The sequence below is a fragment of the Allobosea sp. TAF32 genome, from assembly GCF_052113585.1.
Taxonomy (GTDB): Bacteria; Pseudomonadota; Alphaproteobacteria; order Rhizobiales; family Beijerinckiaceae; genus Allobosea.
Genome location: NZ_JBFRDM010000013.1, coordinates 1 through 26,377 on the forward strand (window position 1 = coordinate 1; position 26,377 = coordinate 26,377).

General features: G+C 63.9%; 28 protein-coding genes and 4 pseudogenes. 12 read left to right on the forward strand and 20 right to left on the reverse strand.

Annotation, left to right across the window (positions count from 1 at the left end):
* The 4 genes and pseudogenes from AB4Z16_RS24900 to AB4Z16_RS24915 all read left to right on the forward strand — a co-directional run.
* A partial coding sequence (locus AB4Z16_RS24900; protein WP_441514017.1) for a chromate resistance protein ChrB domain-containing protein occupies nt 1-399 on the forward strand: 399 nt, incomplete at its 5' end.
* Entirely contained in the window at nt 399-785 is a 387-nt protein-coding gene (locus AB4Z16_RS24905; protein ID WP_441514018.1) for a hypothetical protein, read from the forward strand. The genes AB4Z16_RS24900 and AB4Z16_RS24905, both read left to right, overlap by 1 nt.
* 73 nt (nt 786-858) lie before the next feature.
* Nucleotides 859-1,748 (forward strand): annotated as a pseudogene (locus AB4Z16_RS24910) (DUF1259 domain-containing protein).
* Nucleotides 1,749-1,831: 83 nt separating this feature from the next.
* The gene (locus tag AB4Z16_RS24915) at nt 1,832-2,887 is read left to right on the forward strand and encodes a Cj0069 family protein (RefSeq protein ID WP_441514201.1); all 1,056 of its coding nucleotides are present in this window, start codon (nt 1,832-1,834) and stop codon (nt 2,885-2,887) included.
* Between the two features lie 343 nt (nt 2,888-3,230).
* On the opposite strand, the gene AB4Z16_RS24920 is transcribed toward AB4Z16_RS24915, so the two are convergent.
* From AB4Z16_RS24920 to AB4Z16_RS24935, 4 genes and pseudogenes are all read right to left on the reverse strand, one after another.
* A complete protein-coding gene (locus tag AB4Z16_RS24920; protein ID WP_441514019.1) occupies nt 3,231-3,707 on the reverse strand; it encodes a DUF411 domain-containing protein in 477 nt (158 codons plus the stop codon).
* Between the two features lie 5 nt (nt 3,708-3,712).
* On the reverse strand, nt 3,713-3,928 hold the full coding sequence (locus tag AB4Z16_RS24925; RefSeq protein ID WP_441514020.1) for a heavy-metal-associated domain-containing protein: 216 nt from the start codon (nt 3,926-3,928) through the stop codon (nt 3,713-3,715).
* Between the two features lie 154 nt (nt 3,929-4,082).
* Nucleotides 4,083-4,751, reverse strand: a complete 669-nt coding sequence (locus AB4Z16_RS24930; protein WP_441514021.1) for a Spy/CpxP family protein refolding chaperone — start codon at nt 4,749-4,751, stop codon at nt 4,083-4,085.
* A gap of 241 nt (nt 4,752-4,992) precedes the next feature.
* Nucleotides 4,993-7,033, reverse strand: a pseudogene (locus tag AB4Z16_RS24935) (heavy metal translocating P-type ATPase).
* Here AB4Z16_RS24935 and AB4Z16_RS24940 point away from each other — a divergent pair.
* On the forward strand, nt 7,032-7,226 hold the full coding sequence (locus AB4Z16_RS24940; protein ID WP_441514022.1) for a hypothetical protein: 195 nt from the start codon (nt 7,032-7,034) through the stop codon (nt 7,224-7,226). The pseudogene AB4Z16_RS24935 and the gene AB4Z16_RS24940 sit on opposite strands and share 2 nt — an antisense overlap.
* 29 nt (nt 7,227-7,255) lie before the next feature.
* Here the strand turns inward: AB4Z16_RS24940 and AB4Z16_RS24945 are convergent, their stop codons facing one another.
* From AB4Z16_RS24945 to AB4Z16_RS24965, 5 genes are all read right to left on the reverse strand, one after another.
* Nucleotides 7,256-7,537 (reverse strand): copper-binding protein, encoded by a 282-nt coding sequence (locus AB4Z16_RS24945; RefSeq protein ID WP_441514023.1) that lies wholly within the window; start codon nt 7,535-7,537, stop codon nt 7,256-7,258.
* A 25-nt stretch (nt 7,538-7,562) separates the two neighbouring features.
* Nucleotides 7,563-8,045 carry a cupredoxin domain-containing protein gene (locus AB4Z16_RS24950; RefSeq protein ID WP_441514024.1) on the reverse strand — a complete coding sequence of 161 codons (483 nt, stop codon included), beginning with the start codon at nt 8,043-8,045 and terminating at the stop codon, nt 7,563-7,565.
* Between the two features lie 36 nt (nt 8,046-8,081).
* Nucleotides 8,082-9,518, reverse strand: coding sequence for a multicopper oxidase family protein (locus AB4Z16_RS24955; RefSeq protein ID WP_441514025.1), 1,437 nt, complete (start codon nt 9,516-9,518; stop codon nt 8,082-8,084).
* A 13-nt stretch (nt 9,519-9,531) separates the two neighbouring features.
* Nucleotides 9,532-10,962, reverse strand: a complete 1,431-nt coding sequence (locus tag AB4Z16_RS24960) for a TolC family protein (protein ID WP_441514026.1) — start codon at nt 10,960-10,962, stop codon at nt 9,532-9,534.
* Between the two features lie 98 nt (nt 10,963-11,060).
* On the reverse strand, nt 11,061-11,276 hold the full coding sequence (locus AB4Z16_RS24965) for a hypothetical protein (protein WP_441514027.1): 216 nt from the start codon (nt 11,274-11,276) through the stop codon (nt 11,061-11,063).
* A gap of 160 nt (nt 11,277-11,436) precedes the next feature.
* Here AB4Z16_RS24965 and AB4Z16_RS24970 point away from each other — a divergent pair, with 160 nt between their 5' ends.
* The gene (locus AB4Z16_RS24970; protein ID WP_441514028.1) at nt 11,437-12,189 is read left to right on the forward strand and encodes a response regulator; all 753 of its coding nucleotides are present in this window, start codon (nt 11,437-11,439) and stop codon (nt 12,187-12,189) included.
* Here AB4Z16_RS24970 and AB4Z16_RS24975 read toward each other — a convergent pair.
* Nucleotides 12,183-12,416, reverse strand: coding sequence for a hypothetical protein (locus tag AB4Z16_RS24975; protein ID WP_441514029.1), 234 nt, complete (start codon nt 12,414-12,416; stop codon nt 12,183-12,185). The genes AB4Z16_RS24970 and AB4Z16_RS24975 overlap by 7 nt on opposite strands.
* An 87-nt stretch (nt 12,417-12,503) precedes the next feature.
* Between AB4Z16_RS24975 and AB4Z16_RS24980 the strand changes: the two genes are divergently transcribed.
* The gene (locus AB4Z16_RS24980) at nt 12,504-13,616 is read left to right on the forward strand and encodes an ATP-binding protein (protein WP_441514030.1); all 1,113 of its coding nucleotides are present in this window, start codon (nt 12,504-12,506) and stop codon (nt 13,614-13,616) included.
* Nucleotides 13,617-13,754: 138 nt separating this feature from the next.
* Here AB4Z16_RS24980 and AB4Z16_RS24985 read toward each other — a convergent pair whose 3' ends face one another.
* The 4 genes and pseudogenes from AB4Z16_RS24985 to AB4Z16_RS25000 all read right to left on the reverse strand — a co-directional run bounded on the left by AB4Z16_RS24985 (nt 13,755) and on the right by AB4Z16_RS25000 (nt 16,128).
* The gene (locus tag AB4Z16_RS24985) at nt 13,755-13,916 is read right to left on the reverse strand and encodes a hypothetical protein (RefSeq protein WP_441514031.1); all 162 of its coding nucleotides are present in this window, start codon (nt 13,914-13,916) and stop codon (nt 13,755-13,757) included.
* A 106-nt stretch (nt 13,917-14,022) separates the two neighbouring features.
* Nucleotides 14,023-14,593, reverse strand: a pseudogene (locus tag AB4Z16_RS24990) (MFS transporter); the annotation flags it as partial.
* Between the two features lie 21 nt (nt 14,594-14,614).
* A complete protein-coding gene (locus tag AB4Z16_RS24995) occupies nt 14,615-15,844 on the reverse strand; it encodes a nickel/cobalt efflux transporter (RefSeq protein ID WP_441514032.1) in 1,230 nt (409 codons plus the stop codon).
* 5 nt (nt 15,845-15,849) lie between these two features.
* Entirely contained in the window at nt 15,850-16,128 is a 279-nt protein-coding gene (locus tag AB4Z16_RS25000; protein WP_441514033.1) for a metal/formaldehyde-sensitive transcriptional repressor, read from the reverse strand.
* Between the two features lie 154 nt (nt 16,129-16,282).
* Here AB4Z16_RS25000 and AB4Z16_RS25005 point away from each other — a divergent pair, with 154 nt between their 5' ends.
* The 3 genes from AB4Z16_RS25005 (at nt 16,283) to AB4Z16_RS25015 (ending at nt 18,687) form a co-directional block, all read left to right on the forward strand.
* Nucleotides 16,283-16,825, forward strand: a complete 543-nt coding sequence (locus AB4Z16_RS25005; RefSeq protein WP_441514034.1) for a Chromate resistance protein ChrB — start codon at nt 16,283-16,285, stop codon at nt 16,823-16,825.
* Between the two features lies 1 nt (nt 16,826).
* Nucleotides 16,827-18,068, forward strand: coding sequence for an MFS transporter (locus AB4Z16_RS25010; protein ID WP_441514035.1), 1,242 nt, complete (start codon nt 16,827-16,829; stop codon nt 18,066-18,068).
* A 64-nt stretch (nt 18,069-18,132) separates the two neighbouring features.
* On the forward strand, nt 18,133-18,687 hold the full coding sequence (locus tag AB4Z16_RS25015) for a phosphatase PAP2 family protein (protein ID WP_441514036.1): 555 nt from the start codon (nt 18,133-18,135) through the stop codon (nt 18,685-18,687).
* Between the two features lie 633 nt (nt 18,688-19,320).
* Here AB4Z16_RS25015 and AB4Z16_RS25020 read toward each other — a convergent pair.
* The 4 genes from AB4Z16_RS25020 to AB4Z16_RS25035 form a co-directional block, all read right to left on the reverse strand.
* On the reverse strand, nt 19,321-20,880 hold the full coding sequence (locus AB4Z16_RS25020; protein ID WP_441514202.1) for a DHA2 family efflux MFS transporter permease subunit: 1,560 nt from the start codon (nt 20,878-20,880) through the stop codon (nt 19,321-19,323).
* Nucleotides 20,864-21,370 carry an isoprenylcysteine carboxyl methyltransferase family protein gene (locus AB4Z16_RS25025; protein ID WP_441514037.1) on the reverse strand — a complete coding sequence of 169 codons (507 nt, stop codon included), beginning with the start codon at nt 21,368-21,370 and terminating at the stop codon, nt 20,864-20,866. The genes AB4Z16_RS25020 and AB4Z16_RS25025 overlap by 17 nt, the downstream gene beginning before the upstream one ends.
* A complete protein-coding gene (locus AB4Z16_RS25030; protein ID WP_441514038.1) occupies nt 21,367-22,419 on the reverse strand; it encodes a type III polyketide synthase in 1,053 nt (350 codons plus the stop codon). The genes AB4Z16_RS25025 and AB4Z16_RS25030 overlap by 4 nt, the downstream gene beginning before the upstream one ends.
* 444 nt (nt 22,420-22,863) lie before the next feature.
* Nucleotides 22,864-23,076 (reverse strand): hypothetical protein, encoded by a 213-nt coding sequence (locus tag AB4Z16_RS25035; protein ID WP_441514039.1) that lies wholly within the window; start codon nt 23,074-23,076, stop codon nt 22,864-22,866.
* A 247-nt stretch (nt 23,077-23,323) separates the two neighbouring features.
* Here AB4Z16_RS25035 and AB4Z16_RS25040 point away from each other — a divergent pair, with 247 nt between their 5' ends.
* Nucleotides 23,324-23,674, forward strand: a complete 351-nt coding sequence (locus tag AB4Z16_RS25040) for an antitoxin Xre/MbcA/ParS toxin-binding domain-containing protein (protein ID WP_441514040.1) — start codon at nt 23,324-23,326, stop codon at nt 23,672-23,674.
* A gap of 8 nt (nt 23,675-23,682) precedes the next feature.
* Nucleotides 23,683-24,180 (forward strand): RES family NAD+ phosphorylase, encoded by a 498-nt coding sequence (locus tag AB4Z16_RS25045; RefSeq protein ID WP_441514203.1) that lies wholly within the window; start codon nt 23,683-23,685, stop codon nt 24,178-24,180.
* Nucleotides 24,181-24,293: 113 nt separating this feature from the next.
* Here AB4Z16_RS25045 and AB4Z16_RS25050 read toward each other — a convergent pair.
* Nucleotides 24,294-24,944 (reverse strand): annotated as a pseudogene (locus tag AB4Z16_RS25050) (IS30 family transposase); the annotation flags it as partial.
* 108 nt (nt 24,945-25,052) lie between these two features.
* Nucleotides 25,053-26,351, reverse strand: a complete 1,299-nt coding sequence (melA, locus tag AB4Z16_RS25055) for an alpha-glucosidase/alpha-galactosidase (RefSeq protein WP_441514041.1) — start codon at nt 26,349-26,351, stop codon at nt 25,053-25,055.
* Between the last annotated feature and the right edge of the window lie 26 nt (nt 26,352-26,377).

The following is a 26,377-nucleotide window of genomic DNA, read 5'->3' on the forward strand; positions in this document are numbered from 1 at the left end:
GACAAGGAACCCGAGTTCCTGTTCGTGCCGCCGGACCAGGTCCGGAAGGTGGCCGAGGAAACCGGTGCCATTCCCTATGATGTGCCCGGCGTCGAGTACACGCATGTCGGAGAGGGATGCAGCTTCGACACTTTCGTCGAGAAGCACGACCTGGCCAAGGATCCCGCCATCACCACGGTGGCCGCCATCGTCCGCGGAGCCGATACCGACAGGCACGATCTCACGCCGCAATCGGCCGGGCTGCTGGCGATCTCGATGGGGCTGCGCGATTTGTCTCCGGATGATCATGAGGTCCTGAGACGCGGCTTCATCATCTACGACGCGCTTTATGCCTGGGCATCCCGCCGCAAGGGTGAAACCCATAGCTGGCCACCGGTGATGAAGGCGACGGCTGCCTGATGATGGGCAACGTGCGTCGCGCCGTTGTGATGGCGGGTGGAGCTCTCGGCTTGGCGGCGCTCGTGGGCGTGGGCCCTGTGCAAGCGGAGACATTCCGCACGCTTCGTGGGGCGGAAATTCGAAACCGTCTCGCGAGCATGGAGTTCACCGATGAGGTTCACTGGGCACTCCTGTTCGGGCGCGACGGAACCCTCACGAACATCGCCATGGGCAAAAAGACCCTTGGGCGCTGGCGGGTGAAACAGGACCAGCTTTGCTTGGACCGCACTGCCGATGACCACCGCTGCTACGCCGTCCAAAACTCCGGAAAGACTTACCGTCTCCAGGAGCCCGACTTCGACATCTACGAGGAAGGCATCGTTCAGCGGCCGTCCGCCCGGCACTGAGACCAGGCCCTGCGCCGTGAGCGCGGGCCCAGGGGCAGATCCAACGCGGGGGCGATGGAAATGGAGCATCGTGATGCGAGCATACTTTGCAATTGGAATTGGAATGGCGTTGGCGATCTCAGCGCCCGCGCATGCTGAACCGGATTGGGCCGCAGTCGGTAAGGCGCTCGGGAAGTCCGGTGCGCAGGCTCCGGGCCACATCTATCGCGTCGGGCTCCCTCGATCTGACCTGAAGGTCAGGCTGGACGGAGTGGAGCTGAAACCCGCGCTGGCGTTGGGCTCATGGTTGGCGTTCCTGCCGATGGGCGATCACGACGCCATGGTGATGGCGACCTCGTCCTGACCCAGCCGGAAGTGAACCCGGTCATGAAGAAGCTTGTCGAGGGCGGCCTCGAGGTGACGGCACTTCACAACCATCTCCTGAGGTCGGAGCCCGCGACCATGTACCTGCATGTCAGCGGCCATGGCGATGCCGTGAAGTTGGCGGGAGCGCTGCATGCTGGCTTGCAGGAAAGCGGCACGCCTCTCGGTGAGACGCCACCGGCACCCGCCGCCGCTTCCGCGATCGATCTCGACACGTCGGCCATCGACCAGGCGCTCGGATACAAGGGCAAGGTGAACGGCGGCGTCTATCAGGTCGGCGTCCCGCGTACGGAAAAGATCCGCGATGGCGGCATGGAAGTTCCGGAGGCCATGGGCTCGGCCATCGCCATCAACTTCCAGCCGACGGGGAACGGCAAGGCGGCGATCACCGGGGACTTCGTCCTGATCGCATCGGAAGTGAATCCGGTCCTTCGCACCCTTCGGGAGAATGGGATCGAGGTAACCGCGGTCCACAACCACATGCTCGAGGACACGCCACGGCTGTTCTTCATGCACTTCTGGGCGAATGACGACGCCCTGAAACTGGCCAAGGGCCTGAAGGCCGGGCTCGACAAGACTCCGAGCAGCAAGAAGTCCTAGCGCCCCGTGCGCGCCGATCGATCCCGGCCATCGATCGGCGTCTAGCTCCTCGGGGCCATCCCAATCAGCATCGAGGTGAGATGATGACTACCGCAATGCCCAAGATTGCCGTGGTTTGGCGAGGGGACAGGGAAGCGAGAACCACCGCGACACCGCAGAACAATCGCTTCCATCTGATCTTCGAGGAGTTGAGCGCGATCGGCATCCAAGCCGAGCCCGCAGTGTATGACGAGGCCTTCTCGGGGGAAGTTCGTGATCAGCTCCTCGCTGCGGACGGGGTCCTTGTCTGGGTGGATCCGCTGCATGCGGGCAAGACGCGGCATCAGCTTGATGCCTTGCTTCGAGATGTTGCGGCGAGTGGGCCGTGGGTCAGCGCCCATCCTGACACCATCCTCAAGATGGGGGTGAAGGAGATCCTGCACCGCACGAAACATCTCGGCTGGGGTACCGACAGCCACCTCTACCGGTCCGTGGCTTCCTTCCGGGAGGAGTTCCCGGAGCGATTGCGGACGGCGGGGCCGCGCGTCCTGAAGCAGAACCGCGGCAACGGCGGCCAGGGTGTGTGGAAGGTCGAGGGTCTCGGCGGATCGAATGGCGCGGAGATGGTGTGGATCCTCCACGCACAGAGAGGCAGTATGTCGGAAGAGGTCGCTCTCGCGGACTTCATGGCGAGCTGCGAAGACTACTTCGCTGGCGGGGGCTGCATTGTCGACCAGCCATTCCAGCCTCGTCTGCCCGACGGGATGATCCGCTGCTACATGGGCGCGGACAAGGTCGTCGGGTTCGGCCACCAGCTCATTAAGGCACTCATTCCTCCGCCACCCCAGGGGCCGGACTCGGAGGCGGCGCAGCCCGGCCCTCGGATCATGCACGGGCCGTCGGCCGAGGCTTTTCAGAAGTTGCGGACTCTGATGGAAACGGAGTGGACGCCGCAGATGATGGACGTCCTCGGCCTCGACATCGCCTCCTTGCCGATCATCTGGGACGCCGACTTTCTCTATGGCCCGCGTACCGCCGCCGGCGACGACACCTACGTGCTCTGCGAGATCAACGTCAGCTCGGTCTTCGCCATTCCGGATGAGGCGCCGGCCGCCATTGCGGGACTTGTTGCCGCGCGATTGAGGGCCGGCCATCGGTGAGTGAGTAGATGGCGCGATGGGGCGACGCTATTGCCGAGGCGTGGATCGACGTTTCTCCGTCGGCGAAACCACCGTCCGCTGGTCGTGGAATATTGTACGGCCGACATCAGATCCACCTTTGCGGACCGGAGGACCGAGGACGAGGCAGTATCGACAGCGCTGGAGTGGGATCTGCCGTTCATTCCAGTAACTCACTGCCCCTTTTGCCGGAAGCGGTCCCGTCGCGGTGGTATCTCGATCTAGGGAACGATTTCACCGCCCAATGATGGCTTTGGCTCGTATCGATTGCAGAGGAAGCGTTGACGCGGGTCAACCCGCAACCTGAACAAGCTCGCTCCCGAGATCAGACGCGGTTCACACCGCGGTAGCGAGCGAAGGTAGTCTGGCCCGAAGGTCCGAACAGGACGACTTCGTAGCTGTCCGGCGCCTTGCCGGCCACCTCCATGCCGGGAGAGCCCATCGGCATTCCCGGAACGGCGAGGCCTCGAGCCCGAGGCATCTCGGCCAGCAGACGATTGACGGCGTCAGCGGGCACATGGCCCTCGATGACGTAACCGGCCACCTCTGCCGTGTGGCAGGAGGCAAGCTCGTCCGGCACGCCAAGGCGGAGTTTCACTTGGTCGACATTGGAGGATGTAACGACCTCCACGGGAAATCCGGCGGCCTTCATGTGCTCCACCCAGCCGCCGCAGCAGCCGCAGTTCGGATCCTTGATCACGACGACCTTCGGCAGGGCAGACGCAATGACTTGTCCGGCCATGAGGGCCGCGCCGGAGGTTCCGAGGACAGCGAGGAAGCGGCGGCGGTTGAGCATGAGCATCTCCTTCAGGCGGCGACCGGGGTGTAGCCCGCCTTGGTGACGAGAGCCGAAATGGACGCAAGGTCGCGGCTCCCGCGGACGGATACCAGCTTGGAAGTCGGGTCGGCTTCGACTTGGGTGCCGGGCAGTCCCGTCTCGATCGCGTTCTTGATCGTGCCGGCGCAATGTCCGCAGGTCATGTCCTCGACCCGCAAGGTCAGGGCATTCGGATCACGCTCCACTGCCTGACTCGGTTGGGAGGGGTGATTGTTGCATCCGCACATGGAATTGATCTCCATTTCCTGTCGATGATGCGAGCAGGCTGCACCTTCCCATAAGGGCAAGGTCAAGCGGCGATTTCACCCCGGCGCGCCAATCACCATCCGGGATGGCGTGTCAGTGCTTGTTCGGGGTGCCATTGTCAGCGCCGTCGGATCCGTCGGGCATCATGGCGCCGCCGGAACCCATCATTCCCCGTTCCATCATGCCTTGGCTGCCCATTCGGACGAGTATCGGAAGCCGCCGCTTCTGGGCCTCGTCGAGGGTCGCGTGGAGAGGCGCAGCAGCGTCTGCGAGCTTGCGCATGGCCTCAGCTCCTTGGCTCATATGATCGGCCATGGTGCGGAGCATGCCCACCGGATCGTTTGCCGTCATCCCTTGGGTCTGGCGCATGGCCCGCATATGGCTGAGGTGAAGGGTCGCCAGGTTGCTGAGCGCAGCCTCGACAGGCGGCCATAGCTTTTCCTGGTCGGCGGACAGCTTCAGCCCGGCGTGGATTGCCGCGACGTGGGCATCGATGAAGGCGCTCATATCCTCGGACGAGAATCGGCCGATCAGTCCCTCGCTCATCATGCCGCCGGGCATGCCTTGACCTTGCATCATCTGACCCATTGGCATCGGCACTCCGGATTGGCCGGGCATTGCCAGAGGTTTTGCCGGAGCTGCGGGTTGGGCCTGCGCCGTGGTGGCGCCACCCGGATGATGCTGATCATGGGAAGTCGGTGCCTGGGCCAAACCGGGTCCAGCAAGGGCAATCAGAATGGTCGCGAGAACGGACGTCTTCATGGCAGGCTCTCCTTTGCGGATCAGTCCAAAAAGGGCGACGGACGGCGTCGACGCTGCTTTCGGGTTATGGGCGAACCATCGCAGCAGCCGTGAGGAGCATGGTCGCCGGCGTAGACGGGGATTCTTCCCGACGCCACTTCATTGGAAGAAGCCTACCCGGTTTGGCGGACCGAAACATTGCGCCGCATCAAACTGCGGGAAGGGCCGGGTGGCTCCCGATGGGAGCGGCCCAGCCCAACGATCACAGCCGTACCGCCCGCAGGCGGATCGCATTGCCAATCACGCTGACCGAGGACAATGCCATCGCGGCCGCCGCGATGATCGGCGATAGCAGAATCCCGAAGAACGGGAAGAGCACCCCCGCCGCCACCGGCACGCCGAGCGCATTGTAGATGAAGGCGAAGAACAGGTTCTGCCGGATGTTGCGCATCACAGCCTGGGACAGCCGCCGCGCCCGCACGATTCCGGTCAGGTCGCCTTTCAGCAGGGTCACGCCCGCGCTTTCCATCGCCACATCGGTGCCGGTACCCACGGCGATGCCGACATCCGCTGCCGCCAGTGCCGGCGCGTCGTTGACGCCGTCGCCCGCCATGGCGACTACCCGGCCGTCCGCCTTGTACCGCTGGACGACGGCACTCTTCTGGTCGGGTAGAACCTCGGCCTCGACCTCGTCGATTCCGAGCCGCCTGGCGACCGCCCTCGCGGTCGTCCAGTTGTCGCCGGTGAGCATCACGACTCGGATGCCCTCCGCCCTGAGCCCGGCGAGTGCCTCGGGGGTCGAGCTTTTGACCGGATCGGCGATGGCGATGGCACCCGCCACCTTCCCGTCGATGCCGGCGAAGATCACCGTGGCGCCGTCCTCGCGCAACCTGTCCGCTTGCTCTGCCAGGGGGGCGGCGTCGATGCTGGGCGCCGCGCCCGACTCCCACCATGATCGACATCGGCGTGGCGAGACCGAGCGCGCAGGGGCAGGCGATGATGAGGACCGCGACGGCTGCAACGAGGCCGTAGGAGAGCCGCGGCTCGGGACCCCAGACGGCCCATGCGAAGAAGGCGAGCGCCGCCACACCGATCACGGCGGGCACGAAGTAACCCGAGACCTGGTCGGCCAATCGCTGGATTGGGGCGCGGCTGCGCTGGGCCTCAGCCACGAGCTGGACGATCCGCGACAGCATGGTGTCGTACCCGACCTTCTGCGCCTCGATCACGAGGCCGCCGGACTGGTTCATCGTCCCTCCGATCGCCGTCGCCCCGACTTCCTTGGTAACCGGCATCGACTCGCCCGTGACCATCGACTCGTCGACCGCGCTGTGCCCCTCGACGACGACGCCGTCGACCGGGACCTTCTCGCCCGGCCGCACCCGCAGGCGGTCGCCGACCTGCACGGTGTCGAGCTGGACTTCCTGCTCGGTGCCGTCGGACATGATCCTGCGGGCGGTCTTGGGCGCGAGGTCGAGCAGGGCGCGAATGGCCCCGCTGGTGCTCTCCCTTGCCCGCAATTCGAGCACCTGCCCGAGCAGGACGAGAACCGTGATGACGGAGGCCGCTTCGAAGTACACGGCTACCGATCCGTCATGGCCGCGGATTGCGGCCGGGAAAATCCCGGGCGCCAGCGTCGCCACCATACTGTAGACCCAGGCCACGCCCGTACCCATGGTGATGAGCGTGAACATGTTGAGGTTGCGCGAAACCAGCGATTGCCCGCCGCGCACGAAGAACGGCCAGCCAGCCCACAGCACGACCGGCGTCGCGAGCAGCATCTGGATCCAGTTCGAGGTCTGCTGGCCGATGTAGTGGCCCAGGCCCGTCAGGTGCCCACCCATTTCCAACGCGACCACGGGCAGGGAGAGCGCCAGTCCGATCCAGAACCGGCGCGTCATGTCGATCAGTTCGTGGCTGGGGCCGGTTTCCGCCGTCGCGAGCACGGGTTCGAGCGCCATGCCGCAGATCGGGCAGGAACCGGGTCCCACCTGCCCGATCTGGGGGTGCATCGGGCAGGTATAGATCGTGCCTTCCGGCGGGGAGGCCGCCTTCCGGGCCGCCGCCGGCTCGACGTAGTAGGCTGGCTCGGCCATGAATTTTGACTGGCAGCCGGAGGAGCAAAAGTAATACGGCTTGCCCTCGTACTGCGCCCGATGCGCGGTTGCGTGCGGGTCGACCGTCATGCCGCAGACCGGATCCTTTACCTTGCCGGCCTCCTCGGCGTGTTCATGATGATCTCCCCCATGGGCGCCATGGTCGTGATGATGGCCAGGGCCCTTGCTGGTCGGGGTGTCGGTCATGACGATTCTCCGCATACGCATCGATGAGCTGCGGCAAGACTGGGGCTTCCCATCATGGGAAGGTCAAGCGTTTGCGCTGGAGCCTCTATCCTTCGATGCGATCGAGGCGGCGTTCGATCTTGATGGACCATCCAAACGCTTGTTCTTCCCCAGCGTTCCGAGTGGCCGACCCGGTGCAAACAGTCAGGAATGATATTTACCATCCGGATCGGCCGGGAAGGGCTACTTCGCTTTCTGAAGCTTGGTCACCGTGATCTGCCCGTTGACGCGGTCGGCGTCGAATTTGATCTTGTCCCCGACCTTCAGCCCTTTGAGCATGGCGGGATCGCCCGCTCGGAACACCATGGTCATCGCGTCCATGTCGAGGTTCTTGATGGCGCCGTGGTTGATGGTGAGCTTGCCCTGAGCTTCGTCGACCTTGGTGACGGTGCCGCTGACCGACTGCGCGGCGGCGGGCAGCGCGACGATCAGGAATGCGAGGGTGGCGGCGATGGTCTTCAGCATGGCATGATCCTCTTCGATACGGCGCTCACTTGACGACGATCTTGCCGGTCATGCCCGCTTCGCGGTGACCAGGGATGAGGCAGGAGAAGTCGAACTCGCCGGCCTTGGTGAAGGCCCAGACGATCTCGCCGGTCTTCTTCGGTGCGAGCCGCTTGGCGTTCGGATCGTCGTGTTCCATGTCGGGGTTCTTCTGCATCTCGATGGCATGCTTGAGGTTCTCCTCCAGCGTGGCCAGCACGAGTTCATGGTCGAGCTCGCCGTTGTTACGAAGCTGAAAGCGGATCTGCTCGCCGCGTCGAACCTCGATCCGATCCGGGATGAACGCCATCTTGCCGTCGCGCTCGCTCATCACGACCTGCACGATCCGGGCGGGTTTCTTGGGATCGCCCGCCTTGCCGAAAGCCGCTTCGCCGCCATGGCTATGGCCGGCCCCACCGGGGCCTGCGAAAGCGGCGCTGGCCGACATCAAAAATCCGATCGCGGCGAGCTTGAACGCTGCTGTCCTCATATCTCTCTCCGGAAGTGAGTGTGCTTCATTGCCATGTCAGTGGTTGGAATGCGGGTTTTTGGCGGTCGCGCGCGGTTTGCCGTCGGGCCCTAAGCTGGGCTTGCGTGGATCCTTGACGCGCCACTCCGTTGCCTCGAGACCGCTGTCGGGCTGCGTCGCGCGTGGCGCCTCGCCCAGCTTCTGGCCCTTGAGCTCGTAGGCGACGGTTCCTTCTGGGTGCTTGAACCAGCCGGGATCCTTGTAGTCGCCCTTGGCCAGCCCTTCGCGGACCTTCACCACCGAGAACATTCCGCCCATCTCCACCGGCCCGAACTGGGCGAAGCCCGTCATCATTGGCAGGGTATTGTCCGGCAGCGGCATTTCCATCGCGCCCATCTCGCCCATGCCGCTCGAGCCCATCGGCATGTAGCCAGGCGCGATCTTGGCGATGCGCTTGGCCAGGTCCTTCTTGTTCACGCCGATATAGGTTTTCACCGAATGCCCCATGGCATTCATGGTGTGGTGCGACTTGTGGCAGTGGATCGCCCAATCGCCCGGCTCGTCGGCGACGAAATCGAAGGCGCGCATCTGGCCGACGGCGCAGTCGATCGAGACCTCCGGCCAGGCGGCCGCCGGATCGACCCAGCCGCCATCCGTGCCCGAGACCTTGAACTCGTAGCCATGCATGTGGATCGGGTGGTTGGTCATGGTCAGGTTGCCGAAGCGGATCCGGACCTTGTCGTCCTTTCCGACGACGAAGGGATCGATGCCGGGGAACACGCGGCTGTTCCAGCACCACATGTTGAAGTCGGTCATGGTGTTGACCTTCGGCACGTAGGAACCGGCCTCGATGTCGAAGGCGTTGAGCAGGAAGACGAAATCGCGGTCGACGCGGCGGAAGGCCGGGTCCTTGGGATGGACGACGAAGAAGCCCATCATGCCCATCGCCATCTGGACCATCTCGTCCGAATGCGGGTGGTACATGAAGGTGCCGGAGCGCCGAAGCTGGAACTCGTAGACGAAGGTCTTGCCGGGCGGGATATGCGGCTGCGTCAGCCCGCCGACGCCGTCCATGCCGTTGGGCAGGCGCTGGCCGTGCCAGTGCACCGCCGTGTTCTCCGGCAGCTTGTTGGTGACGTAGATGCGGACCTTGTCGCCCTCGACCGCCTCGATGGTCGGCCCCGGCGACTGGCCGTTATAGCCCCAGAGATAGGCCTTCATGCCGGGCGCGAGCTCGCGCACCACCGGCTCGGCGACGAGATGAAACTCCTTCCAGTCGCCGTTCATCCGCCAGGGCAGGGACCAGCCGTTGAGCGTCGCGACCGGCTGGTAGTCCGGCCCCGTGGTCGGCACGAGTGGCGCCTGCGTCGTTGCGTCCTTCATGGTCGGCGCTTCCGGCACGGCGGCGAAGGCGGTGCGGCCCGAGACGGCGGTGGCACCTGCCAGCACGAGCCCGGACGAACCGATGAAGCCTCTGCGCGATAGGGATGTCATATCGGGAACTCCTTCAGTGCCCGCCGCCGGCGTCGCCGCCGGCTGCCGCCGCTGTTACGGTCGCACCGCCACCGCCGCTGCCGCCTCCGATCAGCGCGTGCTTGAAATCCGTGTGGGCGATCCAGAAGTCACGGCGGGCATTGATCGCCGCGACGTTCGAGAGAATGCGATTGCGAGCATCGGTGATGAGGTCGGTCACATCGTTAAGCATGCCGCTGTATTGCAGCAGCGACTGATCCTGGATGATCTTGCGTAGCGGCAGGACATTGTTCTGGTACTGGCGCGTGATGTCGTAGTTCGCTCGATAGGCGGTATAGGCCTCGCGTGCCTCCGAGCGGACATTTACCGCCTTCTCCGCCAGCTTGTTGGCAGCCTGCATGTAGGTCTGCTCGGCCAGAGCGACCTTGGACTGACCGAAATCGTAGATCGGAATCTCGATCTCGAGTTCGAGAGTCGTGCTGCGGCTCGTCTCGCGGTCGACATGGCCGTCCTCGGAGACGACGCGGCCGCGGTCGTAAGTGCGGCGCCCCAGCAGATCGATGTCGTTGACGAAGCGCGTCGCCTGGGTCAGCCCCAGCGACTTTGCCAGCGTGTCGAGCTCGGCCCGCGCGACCTTGAGGTCGACGCGCTTGCGCAGGGCCTCGGCCTCGACCGCCTTCGCCGATTGCAGCCGTGGCAGCGGCGGCAAGCTGCCAAGCTGGAATTTCAGATCGTCGCCCCAGAGCCCGAGCTGGCGGATGAGCCGTTCGCGCTCCTGGCGTTGCTGCTGGCGGGCCTGGGCGAGCTGCACGGTCAGTTCGGCTTCGAAGGCGAATTCGCGTGCCTGATCGAGCTTGTTGACGCCGCCGCTCTCGCCGAGCCGCTTGAACAGCTCGGAGGCGGCATCGGTCGCGCTCTTGGCTTCCTGATAGAAGGCGACCTGGGCATTGGCGGCGACCGCCCGATAATACTGGCGGCGGGTATCCGCAGCGAGCCTGAGAACCGCTTCGGCGGCCCTGAGCTGTGCCGCCTGGAACCGATCGCGGGCGATCTCGGCCCTTGCTGGCAAGGTGGCGAGCGCCAGCAGGCTGGCGGCAATCTGCCGCTCGATTTCGAGCTCGAAGGTCCCCGACTTCTTGGAGATGCCGAGGCGCGGATTGGGAGGCAGGCTGGCCGCCACCATCTGGGTTTCGGCCATGCCGAGTTCGTTGAACGCAGCCTGAAGACCGCGATTGTTCAGGAGCGCAACCTGCACCGCCGTATCCGCCGTAAGCGGCTTACGCAGGAGCTGGTCGACCCGTGCCTTCGCCGTGAGCGCGGCCTGATCGTCGCCGATCTTGATCACCTCCTTGCCGATATCGGCATAGCTTGCGGACTGGATCGCCCCCATGCCGCCGTCGGCCGAGAAGCTGGCGCAGCCCCCGAGGAACGTTGCCGCCCCGATGAGCAGGCTCCAGCGTAACAAGCGACGGCCATTCGGCGCAGTCGAAGGAAGCAAGGTTGGCCTTTCGGGGTCGGCTGGAAATCGCAGAGCGAACGAAGCGGGCGGATGGGCGGGCAGAGTCATGACTTGGGCGCGACCTGGCGGTTGAGTTCTTGCCAATCCCTGGGCTCGGCCGGGCGGAAGGTTGAGGCGCCGGCCGTCACGCTGCGATAGGCGACAGCAGGAACGTGGGCGTCTGGATCGGCAGGTCGCGCCAGATGGTCTGGGACCGTGGCGGAGCAGGCGCCGAGCGCCAGACCTACCGCCATCAGCAACGGCACCTTCACCCAGCTCACGATTCGGCTCCCTGTTTTGACGTGACAGGGGTAGCAGCGGCCGTCCGAGGGCGTCCGTTACAAATTGTTTCAATCCGGCAGGCGGCACACCGTTCTGGGCGCGTTATACAAGTCCGGCTCGGCAGAGGCCGAGGCGCATTGCGGACAGGAAACGACGCGCGTGACGAATTCGTCTTCCGAGGACCATGGGCATATCCTGGTGGTGGATGACGATCCGCAGATCAGGCTGCTGGTGGCGCGCTTTCTCCAGCGTTACGGCTATCAGGTCACCGGCGCGCCTGACGGGCGAGTCATGATGGATGTCCTGACCCATGCTGCGGTCGATCTGATCGTTCTTGACCTGATGCTGCCCGGTCGCTCCGGCGTCGAGCTCTGCCGGGACGTCCGCGCGACCTCCCAGCTTCCGATCGTGATGCTGACGGCCCGCGCCGACGAGAGCGACCGCATTATGGGATTTGAAGGCGGGGCGGACGACTACGTCACCAAACCCTTCAGCCCGCGCGAACTGCTCGGCCGGGTACGCGCCGTGTTGCGTCGGTCGCGCGCCGCGCGTGGCCCCGCCCAAGCGCGTCCGAGCGAGGCCGTAAGCTTCGACGGCTGGCGTGTGGATCTGCGTCGGCGTGAGTTGGTCTCGCCCAGCGGTACTTTGATCGACCTCTCGACCGGCGAGTTCGACCTGCTTGTCGTCTTCGTCGAGCACGCCAACCGCGTCCTATCGCGGGAGGCGCTGATGCAGTTCGCCAAGGCCCGGACGAGTGACGATCCCTTCGATCGCACGATCGACGTGCAGATCAGCCGCTTGCGCCGCAAGCTTGAGGCGGATGCCGATGGGGGTCAGTTGATCAAGACAGTGCGCGGCGCCGGCTACATCTTCACGTCCCAGGTCAATGATCGGGAAGGACGCCCCTATTGAGGCGCCTGGCAAAATGGCTCTGGCCCGATACGGTCGCCAGCCGCGCCATTCTGATCCTGGTGGCGGCACTGCTCGCCTTTCACCTGCTCGGCTACTGGGCTTATCGCGTCAGCGTCGAGAATCTTGCGACCATCGGGCAGGATCGCGGCCTTGCCGAGCGCATCGTCTCGATCAAGCGAGTGATCGCAAACCTTCCGGAGGCGCCGGACCGCGATCGCGTCGCGCATGATCTGTCGAGCGCAAGCCTGGAAGTGCATTGGAGCAAGGTCAGCTTGGTCCTCGGCAGCGCCCCGGGAACGGATCGGACACGAGCGATGGAGGCGCGGCTCAAGACGCTGGCGCCCGAGCTCGCCGCGGAATCCTTCAGGGTGGGTTTCGCCGACGATGGAGCGCTGGGGGCGGGGGAGGCGGACGCCTATCGGCACATGATGCTGGTCTCGGTGCGGCTCGATGACGGTTCCTGGGTGAATTTCTCTTCCTCCACCCTCGGAGTGAGCCAACATGCCGACTGGAGCGTCGTCGCAGCGACGATCTGCTTCGGAGTCGGCATCGTCGTCGTCGCGCTGCTGCTGCTGCGCTGGGCGACACGTCCCCTGAAGGATCTTGCTTTGGCAGCCGAGCGCTTCAGCTTGGATCTGGCACCGCAACCTCTCTCTGAGCGCGGCCCGGCCGAAGTGCGCCATGCCGCCCGCGCCTTCAACACCATGCGCGAGCGGATCCAGCGCCTCGTTGCCGAGCGCATGCAGGCCATGGCGGCAGTTTCGCACGACCTGCGCACCCCGATCACCAGGCTCAGGCTCCGCTCGGAGTTGCTCGAGGATGATTCAACACGAGAACTGGTCGACGCCGATCTCGGCGAGATGGAGGCGATGATCGACTCGACGCTGGAATATCTTCGCGGAGGCGTTTCCAGCGAAGCCATGCGGCTGATCGACCTCGTGTCCGTCATTGAGACGATTGTCGACGAGCATCTCGACCAGCGGCACGGAGCCTCCCTGACCGGACTCACATCTGCCCCCGTATTGGGGCGCTTCCTGTCTCTGAAGCGCGCATTCTCCAACATCATCGACAACGCGATCAAATACGGCACGGCGGCCCAAGTCACGGTCACGGAAATCGGCGACAACCTCGTCGTCACCGTAGAGGACGAGGGGCCCGGAATCCCGGAAGCCGACAGGGAGCGTGTGTTTCATCCCTTCGTCAGGCTTGAGGAGTCTCGCGGTCGCGAGACGGGCGGGACTGGCTTGGGGCTCACCATCGCGGCATCCGTAATCCGGACGCACGATGGAGACATCAATCTGGCCAATCGAGCTTCTGGCGGTTTGCGCGTAACGATCACCTTGTCGAAAGCCAAACCACACGGGGCGAGGTTTTCAGTGCCTGAAAACCTGGATCGGGTAGAACAGCCGATCGCGACCAAGAACTAAGCGGCTCGCGGGCAGTTCGCCTGGGAAGACCCGCTCGGAACTTCCGGTGATCCTCAGCTCTCCCGGGCACAGTCCTTGAAGGGGACGTCGGCGTGCCAACCTTCGTCTTTGCGATAGACCCGAGCCCCCGCGCGGGGACTATGCCACCGAACGATTGGTGGAGAAGGCGTTTCGCGCAGCATAGAGTTCCGCGATGAAGTCGGAGACTAGGTGTGAATTCACTCCATCCGGCGGTCGCAGCAGCAAGGCGCGGAAATGGATGGCGAGCTCGAAGGGCCGAATGGCGATGCCCTGGATCATGCGATCTGCGATGATGAAGGGTTGACGAGGCCCAGGCCGAGGCTCTGAGCCGCGAGGATGGCGATCGTCAAGCTGTAGGGCGTTTCCACGACGATGCGCGGATGTCGCGCTGGACGGCCGGCGAAACGGGCAGGGCCACCGACAGGACGAGGGCGGCCGAGCACAGGAAGCCGACTACCGTCCCGGAGAACAGCCAGTGGAAGCTGATCAGGGTGAGCAACAGCGCCGCCAGAGGATTCGAAATCATAGGCTAAACGCGAGAGCGACAGCGCTCGGGTGTAGTCCGCTTCCTCCGGCAACACGTCGGGGATCGTCGCCTGGAACGTCGGGGTGAAAGCGGCGGAGGCCGATTGCAGCAGGAAGATCAGGACGTAGATCTGCCAGACCTCCGAGACGAATGGCAGCAACAGGGCGATGGCCGCCCGCACCAGATCTATCGCGATCAGGAACGCGCGTCGCGGAAGCTGCGCAGCATAGGCTCCGACGACCGGTGCGACGGTGACGTAGGCCACCATCTTGATTGCCAGCGCTGTCCCGAGAACCGCACCGGCCCGTTCGCCCGCGAGCTCGAATGCCAGAAGTCCGAGCGCAACCGTCAGAAGTCCCGTTCCGAGCAACGCGATGATCTGCGCGAGGAACAGGTGGCGGTAGGTTCGGTTGGCAAGGACGTCGAGCATGATCGTGTGTGTCGTCCTTGATCAGCCGTGGATCGACAGGATCAGCGCGGCCTGCGCCGATCGCGAAGCCTGGCTCGAGAGCCCCATCCAGCCATGAGTACCGACATATAGGCCGACGCCGATCAGCAGTATCCCGGAGAAATAGGGAGCACGGCGAGCGAAGGTGGAGAACCAGGACCAACGCTGCGTCGCGTGGCGAACGCTGAGGGCCGCGGCCGCGCCCACGGAGACGAGGGTGATCGCGAGACCGATGGAAAAGCACAGCACTAGCGTGAAGCCGAGCGTGAACTGTTTGAGCTGAAGGCACAGCAGCAAGACGGTGATCGCCGCAGGGCAAGGGATAAGGCCGCCGGTCAGGCCGAACAGGACGATCTGCCAAGTCGTGACGTTGCGATCGGCGAAGCGGCGTCGGATGTCGTTGGCATGCGCCAGTTCATGTGCGTCCTGGTAGCCATCCGTCGCGACATCGAGCCCGCGCAGTTCCTCATGCATATGGTCATGCGCATGGGCATGGTCTTCTACGAAGGAGAGATCGTAGTCATGGCTGTGTCCGCCGTGGCCGAGGCTGACCCGCGCCATGAACTCGTGCGGCTCGGGGATCTCCTGCACCGATTCCAGGAAGTCGGACTTCTTCTCGAAGGTGAAGGTCTGACGTGCACCATCCGGGCGTTCGGTTTCGATCCGGACGTCCTTTGCCGCCCAGCCATGGCCGCGCTCGTTATGGATGCGCCAGTGCGGTGGCGTGCCCTGTTCGAAGATCTCGATCGCGATCACGCCATGGCCGGTGTCGATCTGGCGCGTATCGTCGGCGTGCTCATGTCCATGGTGTCCGTGTCCGCCGGGCCCTCGATGGCCGTGACCTCCATGGCCGCCATGGCTATGACCGGAAGCTAGCTTGGCGCGCTGCTGGTCCTCCCAGGTGCGCCAGAGCATCCAGAATGCCATCCCGACAATGATCATCGCCGAGACGATCTGGAGATAGGGCTCGAAAGTCTCCGGGGCGGTGCCCTGCCAGAGATACATGCCGCCAAACGCGATGCCCCAGACGACGATCGTATGGGACACCGTTGCCGCCAGGCCTAGGAGCACGGCCTGCGTCACCGTCCCGCGCACCGCGATGATGAACGCAGCCATCATGGTCTTGGAGTGCCCGGGCTCAAGTCCATGGAGCGCGCCGAGCAAGATCGCGCTCGGGATGAACAGCCAAGCGTGAGCGGAGCTCTGCTGGAGCAGATCAGCGAAGGAGGGCATGAGGGTCACTTCATGTACGTGCGGACGAGGTCGAGCAATTGCTCGGCGGCGTCTTGATTGAGAGCGCCGGGGTGCTTCTCGGGATCCACGAGATGATGCCAGACGTGGTCTTCGACCACCTCGGACATCAGCCCGGCCGTGGCGCCTCGAACTGACGCGATGAGCTGCATGACTCGGTCGCAGCCCGCCTCGGTCTCAAGAGCTCGCTCGATGGCTTCAACCTGGCCCTTGATGCGTCGCACCCGGCCAAGCAGTTTTTGTTTGTGATGTATCGTATGTGTCATGCCTCCATATAGGGTAGGGGGCTATATCATGCCAACCGAGCGATGGCCGACACCCAGGCACGGGGCCGCTGCTCCGAGGCTAGTTCCAATTCCTCCGCTCGCTACGAAGAATATCTCATTTGATTTGTAACCGCCGTTTCAATAGATAGAATCCATGGTTTCTCCATCATGGCTTCTGCTCACCTATAAGGTGCCGCCCGAACCGGCTACGAAGCGGGTCGCCTTGTGGCGGCGGCTCAAGGGCATGGGCGCCGTCTACCTGCAAAACGGCGTCTGCCTGCTGCCGAAGGCCGACGATCACGCCCGGCGGCTGAAGATGATCGAGAACGACATCGCCGAGATGGGCGGCGAGGCCGTGCTGCTGGAGACCGTCGCGCTTGACCGTGCCCAGGAGGAGAAGGTCGTCGCCCGCTTCCGGGCCGACCGCGACGAGCAGTATCGCGAGTTCCTCGGGCGCTGTGCCGATTTCGAGAACGAGATCGCCAAGGAAATCGCGATCAACAAGTTCACCTATGCCGAGCTCGAGGAAGAGGACACCGACCTCAAGAAGCTCCAGGGCTGGCTCGAACGGATCAGGAAGCTCGACTTCTACGAGGCGACGCTCGCGGAAGAGGCGGCCGCTCGCCTCCAGGCCTGCGAGGCGCTGCTCGACAGCTACGCACAGCGCGTCTTCGACGCCAATGACGAGAACCACTGAGATGAGCGATCGAGCCAAGCGCCCGCCCGCCGCGGAAGCCGCGCCGCCATCGGCCGCCCGGCGGGGCATCCCTCTGGGAATCTGGGCGCTCGGCTTCGTCTCGATGCTGATGGACATCTCCTCCGAGATGATCCACGCCCTGCTGCCGGTCTACATGGTGACGGTGCTCGGCACCTCGACGCTGGCCGTGGGCCTGATCGAGGGCATCGCCGAGGCGACCGTCTCGATCACCAAGGTGTTTTCCGGCGCGCTCAGCGACTGGCTCGGAAAGCGCAAGTTCCTCGCCGCCCTGGGCTACGGTCTTGCGGCTTTCACCAAGCCGATCTTTCCGCTGGCGCCCTCTCTCGACTGGCTCGTCGCGGCTCGCTTCATCGACCGGATAGGCAAGGGCATACGCGGGGCGCCGCGCGATGCTCTCGTCGCCGACATTGCGCCACCCGAATTGCGCGGGGCGAGCTTCGGCCTGCGCCAGTCGCTCGATACGATCGGTGCCTTCATCGGGCCGCTCCTGGCCATCGGCCTGATGTGGCTGACGATGAACCACTTCCAGACGGTGTTCTGGATCGCCGTCATCCCGGCCTTCCTCTCCGTCGGCGTGCTCCTGTTCGCCGTGAAGGAGCCGGAGCGGCACGGGGAGATCCGGCGCGTCCGGATGCCGCTCAGGCGCGAGGAGCTCGGCCGCCTCAGTGCGAATTACTGGTGGGTGGTGGCGATCGCGGCGGTGTTCACGCTCGCCCGGTTCAGCGAGGCCTTCCTGATTCTGCGCGCGCAGTCGATCGGCCTGTCGCTGGCGCTGACGCCGATCGTGCTGGTGATCATGAGCCTCGTCTATTCGCTGTCGGCCTATCCGATCGGAATCCTCTCTGACCGGATCGACCGCGTGGCGATCCTGATCTTCGGGTTGATTCTGCTCATCCTTGCCGATCTCGTGCTGGCCTTCGCTTCCGGCATCACGAGTGTCGGCATCGGCGTAGCGCTCTGGGGCCTCCACATGGGCTTCACCCAGGGGCTACTCTCGACCCTGATCGCGGAAACCGCCCCGGCCGAGCTGCGCGGCACCGCCTTCGGCGTGTTCAACCTAGTGACGGGGATGGCCCTGCTCGCGGCCAGCGTGATCGCCGGGGCGCTCTGGGATGCGGTCGGGCCGCAGGGAACCTTCCTCGTCGGCGCGGGATTCGCCGTATTGGCCGTGATGGGCCTGCTGCCCGTGCGCGATCGGTTCGGGACCTCGCCTCGTGCCTGACGGCAGCGACGCTCAACTCATGAACGGCCAGCCCGCCAGGGCACGTTGAAGCAAGGGATTGGCCATGGAGCTATATGATCTCGACGCCGCGGCGACGCATGCCATCAACAGTTTCTCCGGGGTGGCTGTCGCCGACGTCCTGATGATCTGGATCTCGGCCATCGCTGTGCCATTGCTGGTGCTCGCCGTGGCGGGGCAATGGTGGCGCGGAGGCGGCAGGCCGCACGACCGGCACGTCCTCGTCTCCGCAGGGCTCTTCTTCCTGCTAGGCCTCGCCATCAACCAGATCGTCCTGCTGTTCGTTCACCGCGTCCGGCCTTACGACGGCGGCGTCACCCATCTGCTGATCGAGCACAGTTCCGACCCATCCTTCCCGTCCAATCATGCGACCCCGACCTTTGCCATCGCCGCAGCATTCCTAGTCCACGGGATGCGCCGAATGGGCCTGTTGTTCCTGGCCGCTGCCGTGCTGGTGTCGATTTCGCGGGTCTATGTCGGAACGCATTATGTCGGCGACGTTCACGGAGGAGCCGTGACGGGCATCGTCGCCGCCGCTCTCGTCAGGGTGTTCTACCGCGAAGGGACGCGGCTGGACCGACTCGTCACCTCGATCCTGTAGGAGGCGTGCCTTGGTGAGGTTCACCTTTGGGGCAGTCGCGGGCCGCCACAGCGTCGCCGAGGATGGCCCGGCGCGCGTCCGGACTGTGAGTAGCAAGTCAGATCTGCTGCTGCGACGAAGCCATTGCTTGCTGTTATCGGAGGCGACTCAATTCGCCCGTGACAGGTTGATGGATGCTTCAAGCAGGGAGCCCCGAGCAATTTTTTATCGTGGCGAGGACATCCAAACCGCCATACGACTGCCTTCTCCCGGGCCTGACTTCCTCTCCGGTCCCTAAGCGCACTCCTGGCGTTAGCGATGAGCAACGGCGGCAAGGTCCGCTCCCTCAACTTGATCAGTAGGTAAGGTCAGCCAATGCAACGAGACGTTGGCCGAATGCCAGCGGAACGGACGGCTCGGCGCTTCCCCGGTCGCAAGTCGATTATCCGAGCCGGGATTTCCCGCGCTCGGACACGCTCTCAAGTTTGTGCTCATCGCGCCAGCCGGCCCTGGAACTCGATGTCGATCTGGTCGTCGACGATGTTGACGTCACGACCGATATCGTAGGCAGGGCGTAGGAAGCTGCCGCTGGCGCGGAAGGGCAATGCGTCGCCGCGCCGGGCTTTTCCGACATATAGCTCGGCACCAAGCCCCTCAGACGCGAAGCTGATCGCCGATGGGCACCTTCCTGGCGAAGGGAACAAATGCCAATGCTGCGATTGTGAGGACAGCAACCAGTCCCCAGGCCTCGTTGATCGACAGGACCAGAGCTGCCTTCTCGACCAGTGGCTGAAGCAGCGCCTGCGCCTGCGCGTCGAGCGGCCCGGGCGGGCGCATTGCCATGAGTCCCACAGGCACGCCGATGAACTTCGCCGTCTCGACATCACCTCTTTGCAGCCGCTCCATGATCGCCGTGCCGTGCAAAGGCGAGCGGCTGTAGATGACGGTGTCGATCAGGGCGAGACCGATCGCGCCGCCAAGGTTTCGCATCAGGTTGAACAGGCCGCTGGCGTCTGGAACGCGCATCGGGGGAAGCTGTCCCAATGCAAGGCGCGTTGGTGGTAGAAGGCAAAACATGATTGACAGGCCACGGACGACCTGCGGCCAGAACATCGCGTCGTAGTCGGTCTGCGGGGTCTGAAGTGCACTCAGTCCCAAGCCGATGGCGAAGAGGGCGAAGCCGATGCCGGTCAACAAGCGGACTTCGACACGACGCTCCAGAGCGACGGCAACCGGCGCGATGGCAAGTTGGGCGACGCCGGTCACCAGCATGATCTTGCCGATCTCAAGGGCGTTGTGATCGCGCACGAAGGCCAGGAAGACCGGCATCAAATAGACCGATCCAAACAGCCCGATGCCGAGAACAAAGCTTAGGATGCTGCCGATCATGAAATTCCGGTCGGCAAACCTTCTGAGATCAACGATCGGATTGTCGGCTTGCAACGTCCGCTTGATGAAGCAGAAACCACTTGCCAGGCTTAGTGCCATGAGCCCCAGGATCAGGCCCGAAATCCATCCACGCTGAGGCGCCTCCTTCAGTGCGATCTCGATCGCGGCCAGCGCGATCGCCATCATCACCAGAGACAGGGCATCGAGCTTGCGCGCTTCGGTGAAGTTCGGCTTGTCACGTGGCAGGAGGAAACCAGCAAGTCCTGCTGAGAGGATACCGGGAATGACGTTGATCAAGAACAGCCAATGCCAGGAATAGGTCTGCGTGATCCAACCGCCGACGATCGGCCCGACCGTAGGCGCCAGCACGGCAAAGACGCCAGCCAACGTCGTCGCGATGGGCTGCCTGCTCGGGGGAAAGAGCAAAAAAACAGCCGAAAAAACCGCGGGAATCAGAGTACCACCTGAAAACCCCTGGAGGACGCGCCAAGCGATCAGGGCTGGGAACGACTGACTCGCCGCACAGCCGATGGAAGCTACGGTAAAGATGGCGAGCGCCACGACGAACAGCCAGCGCATCGAGAGAAAGCGCGTCAGGAAACCGGTCAGCGGAATCGCGATGACCTCGGCGATCAAATAGGCGGTCTGGACCCAACTCATCTGGTCGGGCGGAAGGTCCAGTGCGCTCTGGATCGTCGGCAGGGACGTCACGACAACCTGCACGTCGAGGATCGCCATGAACATGCCGATGCACATGGCGGCAAAGCCGATCCATGTCGCCACGCTGACGCGCCTTTCGCCCATCACATCATCCCGGGGCGGCATGACGAACCTCTTCAAGTGCCGTATTCTCCGCGCGAATGCGGATCGTCAGGACGAGGCCGTTGGCGATCGAAAAGACAAGGGCGAACCATGGCAGGCCAAGGCACAGCGGCAAGACAGCGATCTCGCCAATGACGACGATGTAGTTCGGGTGCGACACGAACCGGTAAGGGCCCCGCGCCACGAGCCTTTCGCCGGGTGTTACGATGATGCGAGTCGTCCAACGACCGCCCAGCGTCGCCAGAACCCAAAAGCGCAGCCCTTGAAGCAGGCAGAAAACCGCGAGCCAGCCGAAATGGAGCGCGTGTGCCCAACCAAGCCCCCAGAGCCCGATCAGCCAGGTTGCGTGCAGCAGGACTATCAGCGGATAGTGGCCGGCAGCCTTCTCCACGGCGCCCTTGGCGAGCAAGGCAGACGTGTTTCTCTTCGCGAGCCAGAGTTCTCCGATCCGCTCGGCAGTCACCAGGGCCAGCAAGACGATGGCCGGTGTCATGTCCCTTGCCGCAGCGAGGCGCAGCTCACGGTGAAGCCCGGCCCCATCGCCGTCAGAAGCGTGCGCGAGGGCAGGCCTGCCGCGATCGCACGCTGGAGGACGAAGAGGGCGGTCGGAGCCGACATGTTGCCATAGTCGGAAAGGACGGCACGTTCGTGGTCGAGCGCTCCTTGCCCGAGTGACAACGCGATCTCCAGGGCCTCGATCACCTTCTTCCCGCCGGGATGACAGGCAAATAGATCGACGTCGGAAAGCGATAGCCTTTCACGCTTCAGGATGCCTGTGATGGCCGGGTTGAGCCGCTCCTCCACGAAGGGCGGGATCGCCCGGTCGAAGATCACGCCGAAGCCCTCGGGATCGACAGTCCATCCCATGATATCCAGCGTATCGGGCCACATGTGCTGCCCGGTCATCTCGACCGCGGCGATACCATCCGGTCCTGCCTTCAGGATGCAGGCTGCGGCGCCGTCGCCGAACAAGGCGGTCGCAACAATGTTGGCCTTCGTCAAAACATCAAGTCGGAAAGCCAGCGAGCAGATCTCGACAGCCACGAGGAGGATTGTCGAACCCGGGCGGGACGCGGCCAATCGAGACGCGATCGAGAAACCCGATACGCCGCCGGCACATCCCAGGCCAAACACCGGCACACGTTCGACGTCGCTTCGGAATCCAAGTCTCTCGGCGACACGGGCATCGAGGCTGGGGGTCGCTATGCCCGTCGATGAGACCGTCACGATCGTATCGATCTCGGATGCCTGAAGGCTGGCGACGCCCAGCGCCTTCGTCGTTGCCTCCACGAACAGGTCGCAAGCGCCAGCAATATAGGCGGCGCTGCGCTCGGGCCATCCTAATGGCTGCAAATACCACTCAATCGGCCGGACTGCATATCGGCGGCTGATGCCCGAACTTTCGAAAACGGCCGCAAGGCGCTCGAAATCGGGATAGCGGTCAGCAAAATTCCGATGGGCGGCGGCTGCAACATCGCGTTGGCTCAATTCCTGGGGCGGGACAGCCGTCGCGATGGAAACGAGCTTGACCGGGTGAGCCATAGCCACTTCCTGCCATGGCGCGCGGTACCGCCCGATGCGGGCGGACCTGCAACACCATCCCAACTACGTGTCAGTGAGCCCATAAGTTCCAGGACAGGCTGCGTGATTACGGCGCGTGCCCGCGGACTGCTGGCTCGGTCTCGTGCTCACATTCTTCGCCGCCCTATTCTCAGCGTGATGGACCGACGTTGCGACGGCTGCCACGGTCGCGGGAACCTGGGCCTGGCCCTTGCTCCTGGTTACCTGGCTGCTGCTTGGCACCGGATATTCGGGGGTACAGACCCCAACCGGGAGATTGCTGCGGCGTTCCGCCCAGGCTGCCGACAGAACCGCCGTATTCGCGGCGCAGTTCGCGCTCTCATATGCCTGCTGGCTCTTAACCTACCCGCTTGCAGGCTGGCTCGGGGCGACGCTTCCGCTCTCGGTGCGTTGGTCTTCGCTGTGCTAACCTTCGCTGCGCTCGCCACGGCCACTCAGGTCTGGCGGGCGGAGGACGCCGAGAGCCTGGCGCACAGCCATGAAGACCTGCCTCCCGAACATCCGCACCTGGCCGAAGCCAACGGTCAGCCGCTTGATCGCCTTCCACAAGAAGCCGGTCATCGCTGCCAAAAAGAAAGCCTGCCGCGAGTGCGGTGCGTTGATGCGCCAATAAGGCAAACTATGGTTCCACTCACAACGAGCCCGCCGCTGGTCAGCGGCGGGCTCTTTCTTGGGTGAGGCAGACAAGTACCAATGCGCTGTAGTGTCAAACTCAGCGTCTCTTGAGTCGAGTGAGGCGACGGCTCGTACCGCGTGACCAGATCGCTAAGCACTTCGCGTATGCCTGCTCGTTCAGCGCCTTGCAATGCGCTCATACTGACGCGATATAGCGTCAGTATGAGTGGTGGGCTAGAGGGAGGATATCATGGGTCTCGCGCAATATGCTGATGACGGCATCTTCGCTCCTCGCAAAATCGCGGACGCTTTCCGCACCACCAGCGAAGAGGTCGCCCGGACGGCTGGCCTCGGCAAGGACGCCGTCCAGCGGCGGGATCGGGTTCAGTCGGAGCGGACGCAGCGCCGACTGCGGGAGATGGTCGAGGTAATCAACAAAGTTGAATCGCGCTTCGGATCAGCGCTGATTGCTTATGCTTGGTATCGGTCGGAGCCGCTACCCGGCTTTTCCGGCCAAACTGCTATGCAGCTTGTACGCGCGGGCCGTGCCGAAGATGTGCTCGACTACGTAGACGCAGTTGATGCCGGCGTTCATGCCTGACCATGGCGATCAGCTACCAAGGGAAGCTTTATCGCGCGCTCAATCCGGTTTTTGCCCGCGAGCCGCTCTCAGGGCGCGGAGCTGAGCTGTATGGAGGGCGGTTCAATGCGAAGGGCATGCCGGCGCTTTACACCTCCCTGACTGTCCTGACAGCGCTGCGCGAGGCGAACCAAGTCGGCAACCTCCAGCCGACCACGCTCGTCTCTTATGAAGCGGAGATCAAGCAGATCTTCGACACGCGCGACGTCGACGCAATTGCTGCAGAGGGCATGGACACGGATTTGCTCATGGCGCCAACTTGGCGCGACGAGATGAAGGCGAATGGCGTATCCCAAACGCAATCCTTCGCCCGGCGATTAATGGGAAGCGGTTATCACGGCCTTTTGGTCCGCAGCTTCGCTCCGGGAGCAGGATTGGGTGATCTAAACCTGGTACTCTGGACTTGGAGTGATGCTCCGCCTGCCCGCCTGATCCTGATCGACGACGAGGGGAGGCTGTCGATATAAGTCGAACAATTGCAAGTGTGAGTTCTCGCTGAAGCGCGACTTGCGGCCGTGTGATCCGATCCAACCGACCGCATCTGGGCCCGGAAGACCTCGGCCGGTGTCCTGTAGCCCATTCATTTTCGCGGCGTKGTGTTCAAGCGCTCGCARATGTCCTTSAGCTCYTGGTCGGYGAKGGAGAGGGGATCGACGTCGCGCGAGAGCCATTTYCTGGCCCGGCCGTTCGTGTTCTCGACGGKRCCYTTCTGCCAGGGCGAYTGCGGGTCGCAGAACCMGGTCTGAGACCCGATCCCGGCCTGGAGATAGGGCCAGTCGGTGAACTCGGTGCCGTGGTCGAAAGTGATCGAGCGGCGGCGCGATGGGGCAGGGCCTGCAGCACGCCGACGAGCCGCTCTATGATCGGCCGCGATTGCCGATCATTGTTGCGCAAGAGGACGGCGACGCGGCTGACCCGCTCGACCAGCGATGTCACATTGGCCTTGCCGAACTTCTGACGGAACTGGATGAGATCGCATTCCCAGTGCCCGAACTGCTTGCGGTCGGCGACGACGTCCGGGCGGCGCAGGATGTTCAGTTCCGGGCTGAAGCGCTGGCCATGCCGGCGCCTGGCGCGGGCGGCGGCGCGCGCGGTGTTCCGGCAGATGCCGCCAGAGCTTGAGGGCCTGACCATCGGCCGAATAGGCGAACTTGTAGATCGTCTCGTGGCTGACCGAGATCGGAGGGCGCTCGAGCCGCATCCGGCCGGCGATCTGCTGTGGCGACCAGCCGTGCTGGATCCGTTCGATCACCGATTGGCCCAAGCGATCAGCCCGCCTTGAAGAGGCTCTTGCCCTGGCGCGCGCTTGGCGTCGGTCCGCTCCGGAAGAGCCGCGCCATCAGGCGGCGTTTCTCCATCTGGGCATGGCGTCGCCGTGAGCAGCCAGGAGTTCGTCGACCATCGCGCGCGTCTCCTTCAGGGACAGGACGCTCGCCGCATGTCGATCGAGAGCGGCGGCGCGGTGTACCCGTTCGCGGTCGCCCTCGAGCGCTGCGCGCACAGTCAGATCCTGAACGAAGACATGCGGGGCGCAATGGGCCGCCAGTTCGGGCGGAAGCGCTCCGGCGTGGCAGGGACGCAGGCCGTTCCGATCGACGATGATCGGCACCTCGACGCAGCAGCCTTCCGGCAAATTGTCGATCAGGTGCTTATTCTCGACATTCCCGTAGATCACGGTCGGCTCGCCGGTGACCATGGCCCGGATGATCAGCGATCCGTATTCGTCGCTGCGCTCCAGCGGGAAGGTCTCGTCGGCCAGAAGCTTGCGACGCGTCTCGGAATAGCGATCGAGATTGCGCAGGCTCCTGCGGACATATTCATCGACCGGCACGTCGTATTCGGCAATCTGGTCGTCGCGACGCAGGAAGTACGGCGTGTACTCGGCATTGTGCTCGCTCGACTCGCTGACGAACCAGCCGAGCGTACGCATCAGCTCGAAGCGAACCTTGTCCTTGGCGTAGATGTTCGGGTCCGCCATCGCCTGCCGCAGGGCTGGGTAGGCATCCCGGCCGTCGATTTGGAGCTTGAGGAACCAGGTCATGTGGTTGATGCCGGCGCAATCATAGCTCAGCTGCGGAAGCTCGACCCCGAGATAGGATGCGAGATCACGCGCCGTGTGCTGGACGTTGTGGCACAGCCCGACGACGCACTGTTCGGGGAAGGCGCGGTAGACCGCCCAGGTCAGGATGCTCATCGGATTGGTGTAGTTCAGCAGCACAGCATCCGGGCAGAGTTCGCGCATCTCCCCGACGAGATCGAGCATGAACGGGATCGTGCGCAATCCGCGGAAGATGCCGCCTATGCCGACGGTGTCGGCGATGGTCTGCTTTAGCCCGTATTTCCGCGGGATGTCGAAGTCGATCATGGTCGCTTCGTGCATGCCGATCTGGACCATGTTGATGACGAAGTCGCAGCCCGCGAGCGCACGCTTGCGGTCGAGATGCTCTTCGATGACGGCATCGGCGCCGAACTGCCTGGCGGTCCAGCGCGCCATCATGCCGCCGGTCTCGAGGCGCTCGGGATCGATGTCGTGCAGTGAGATCACGACGCGCCCGAGCTCGGTGAAGTTCAGGATGTCGGTCAGCAGGTTCTTGACGAAAACGGCGCTGCCCGCACCGATCATGGCAATCTTGACCACCGGACTTTCCTTTTCGACACGTCGGT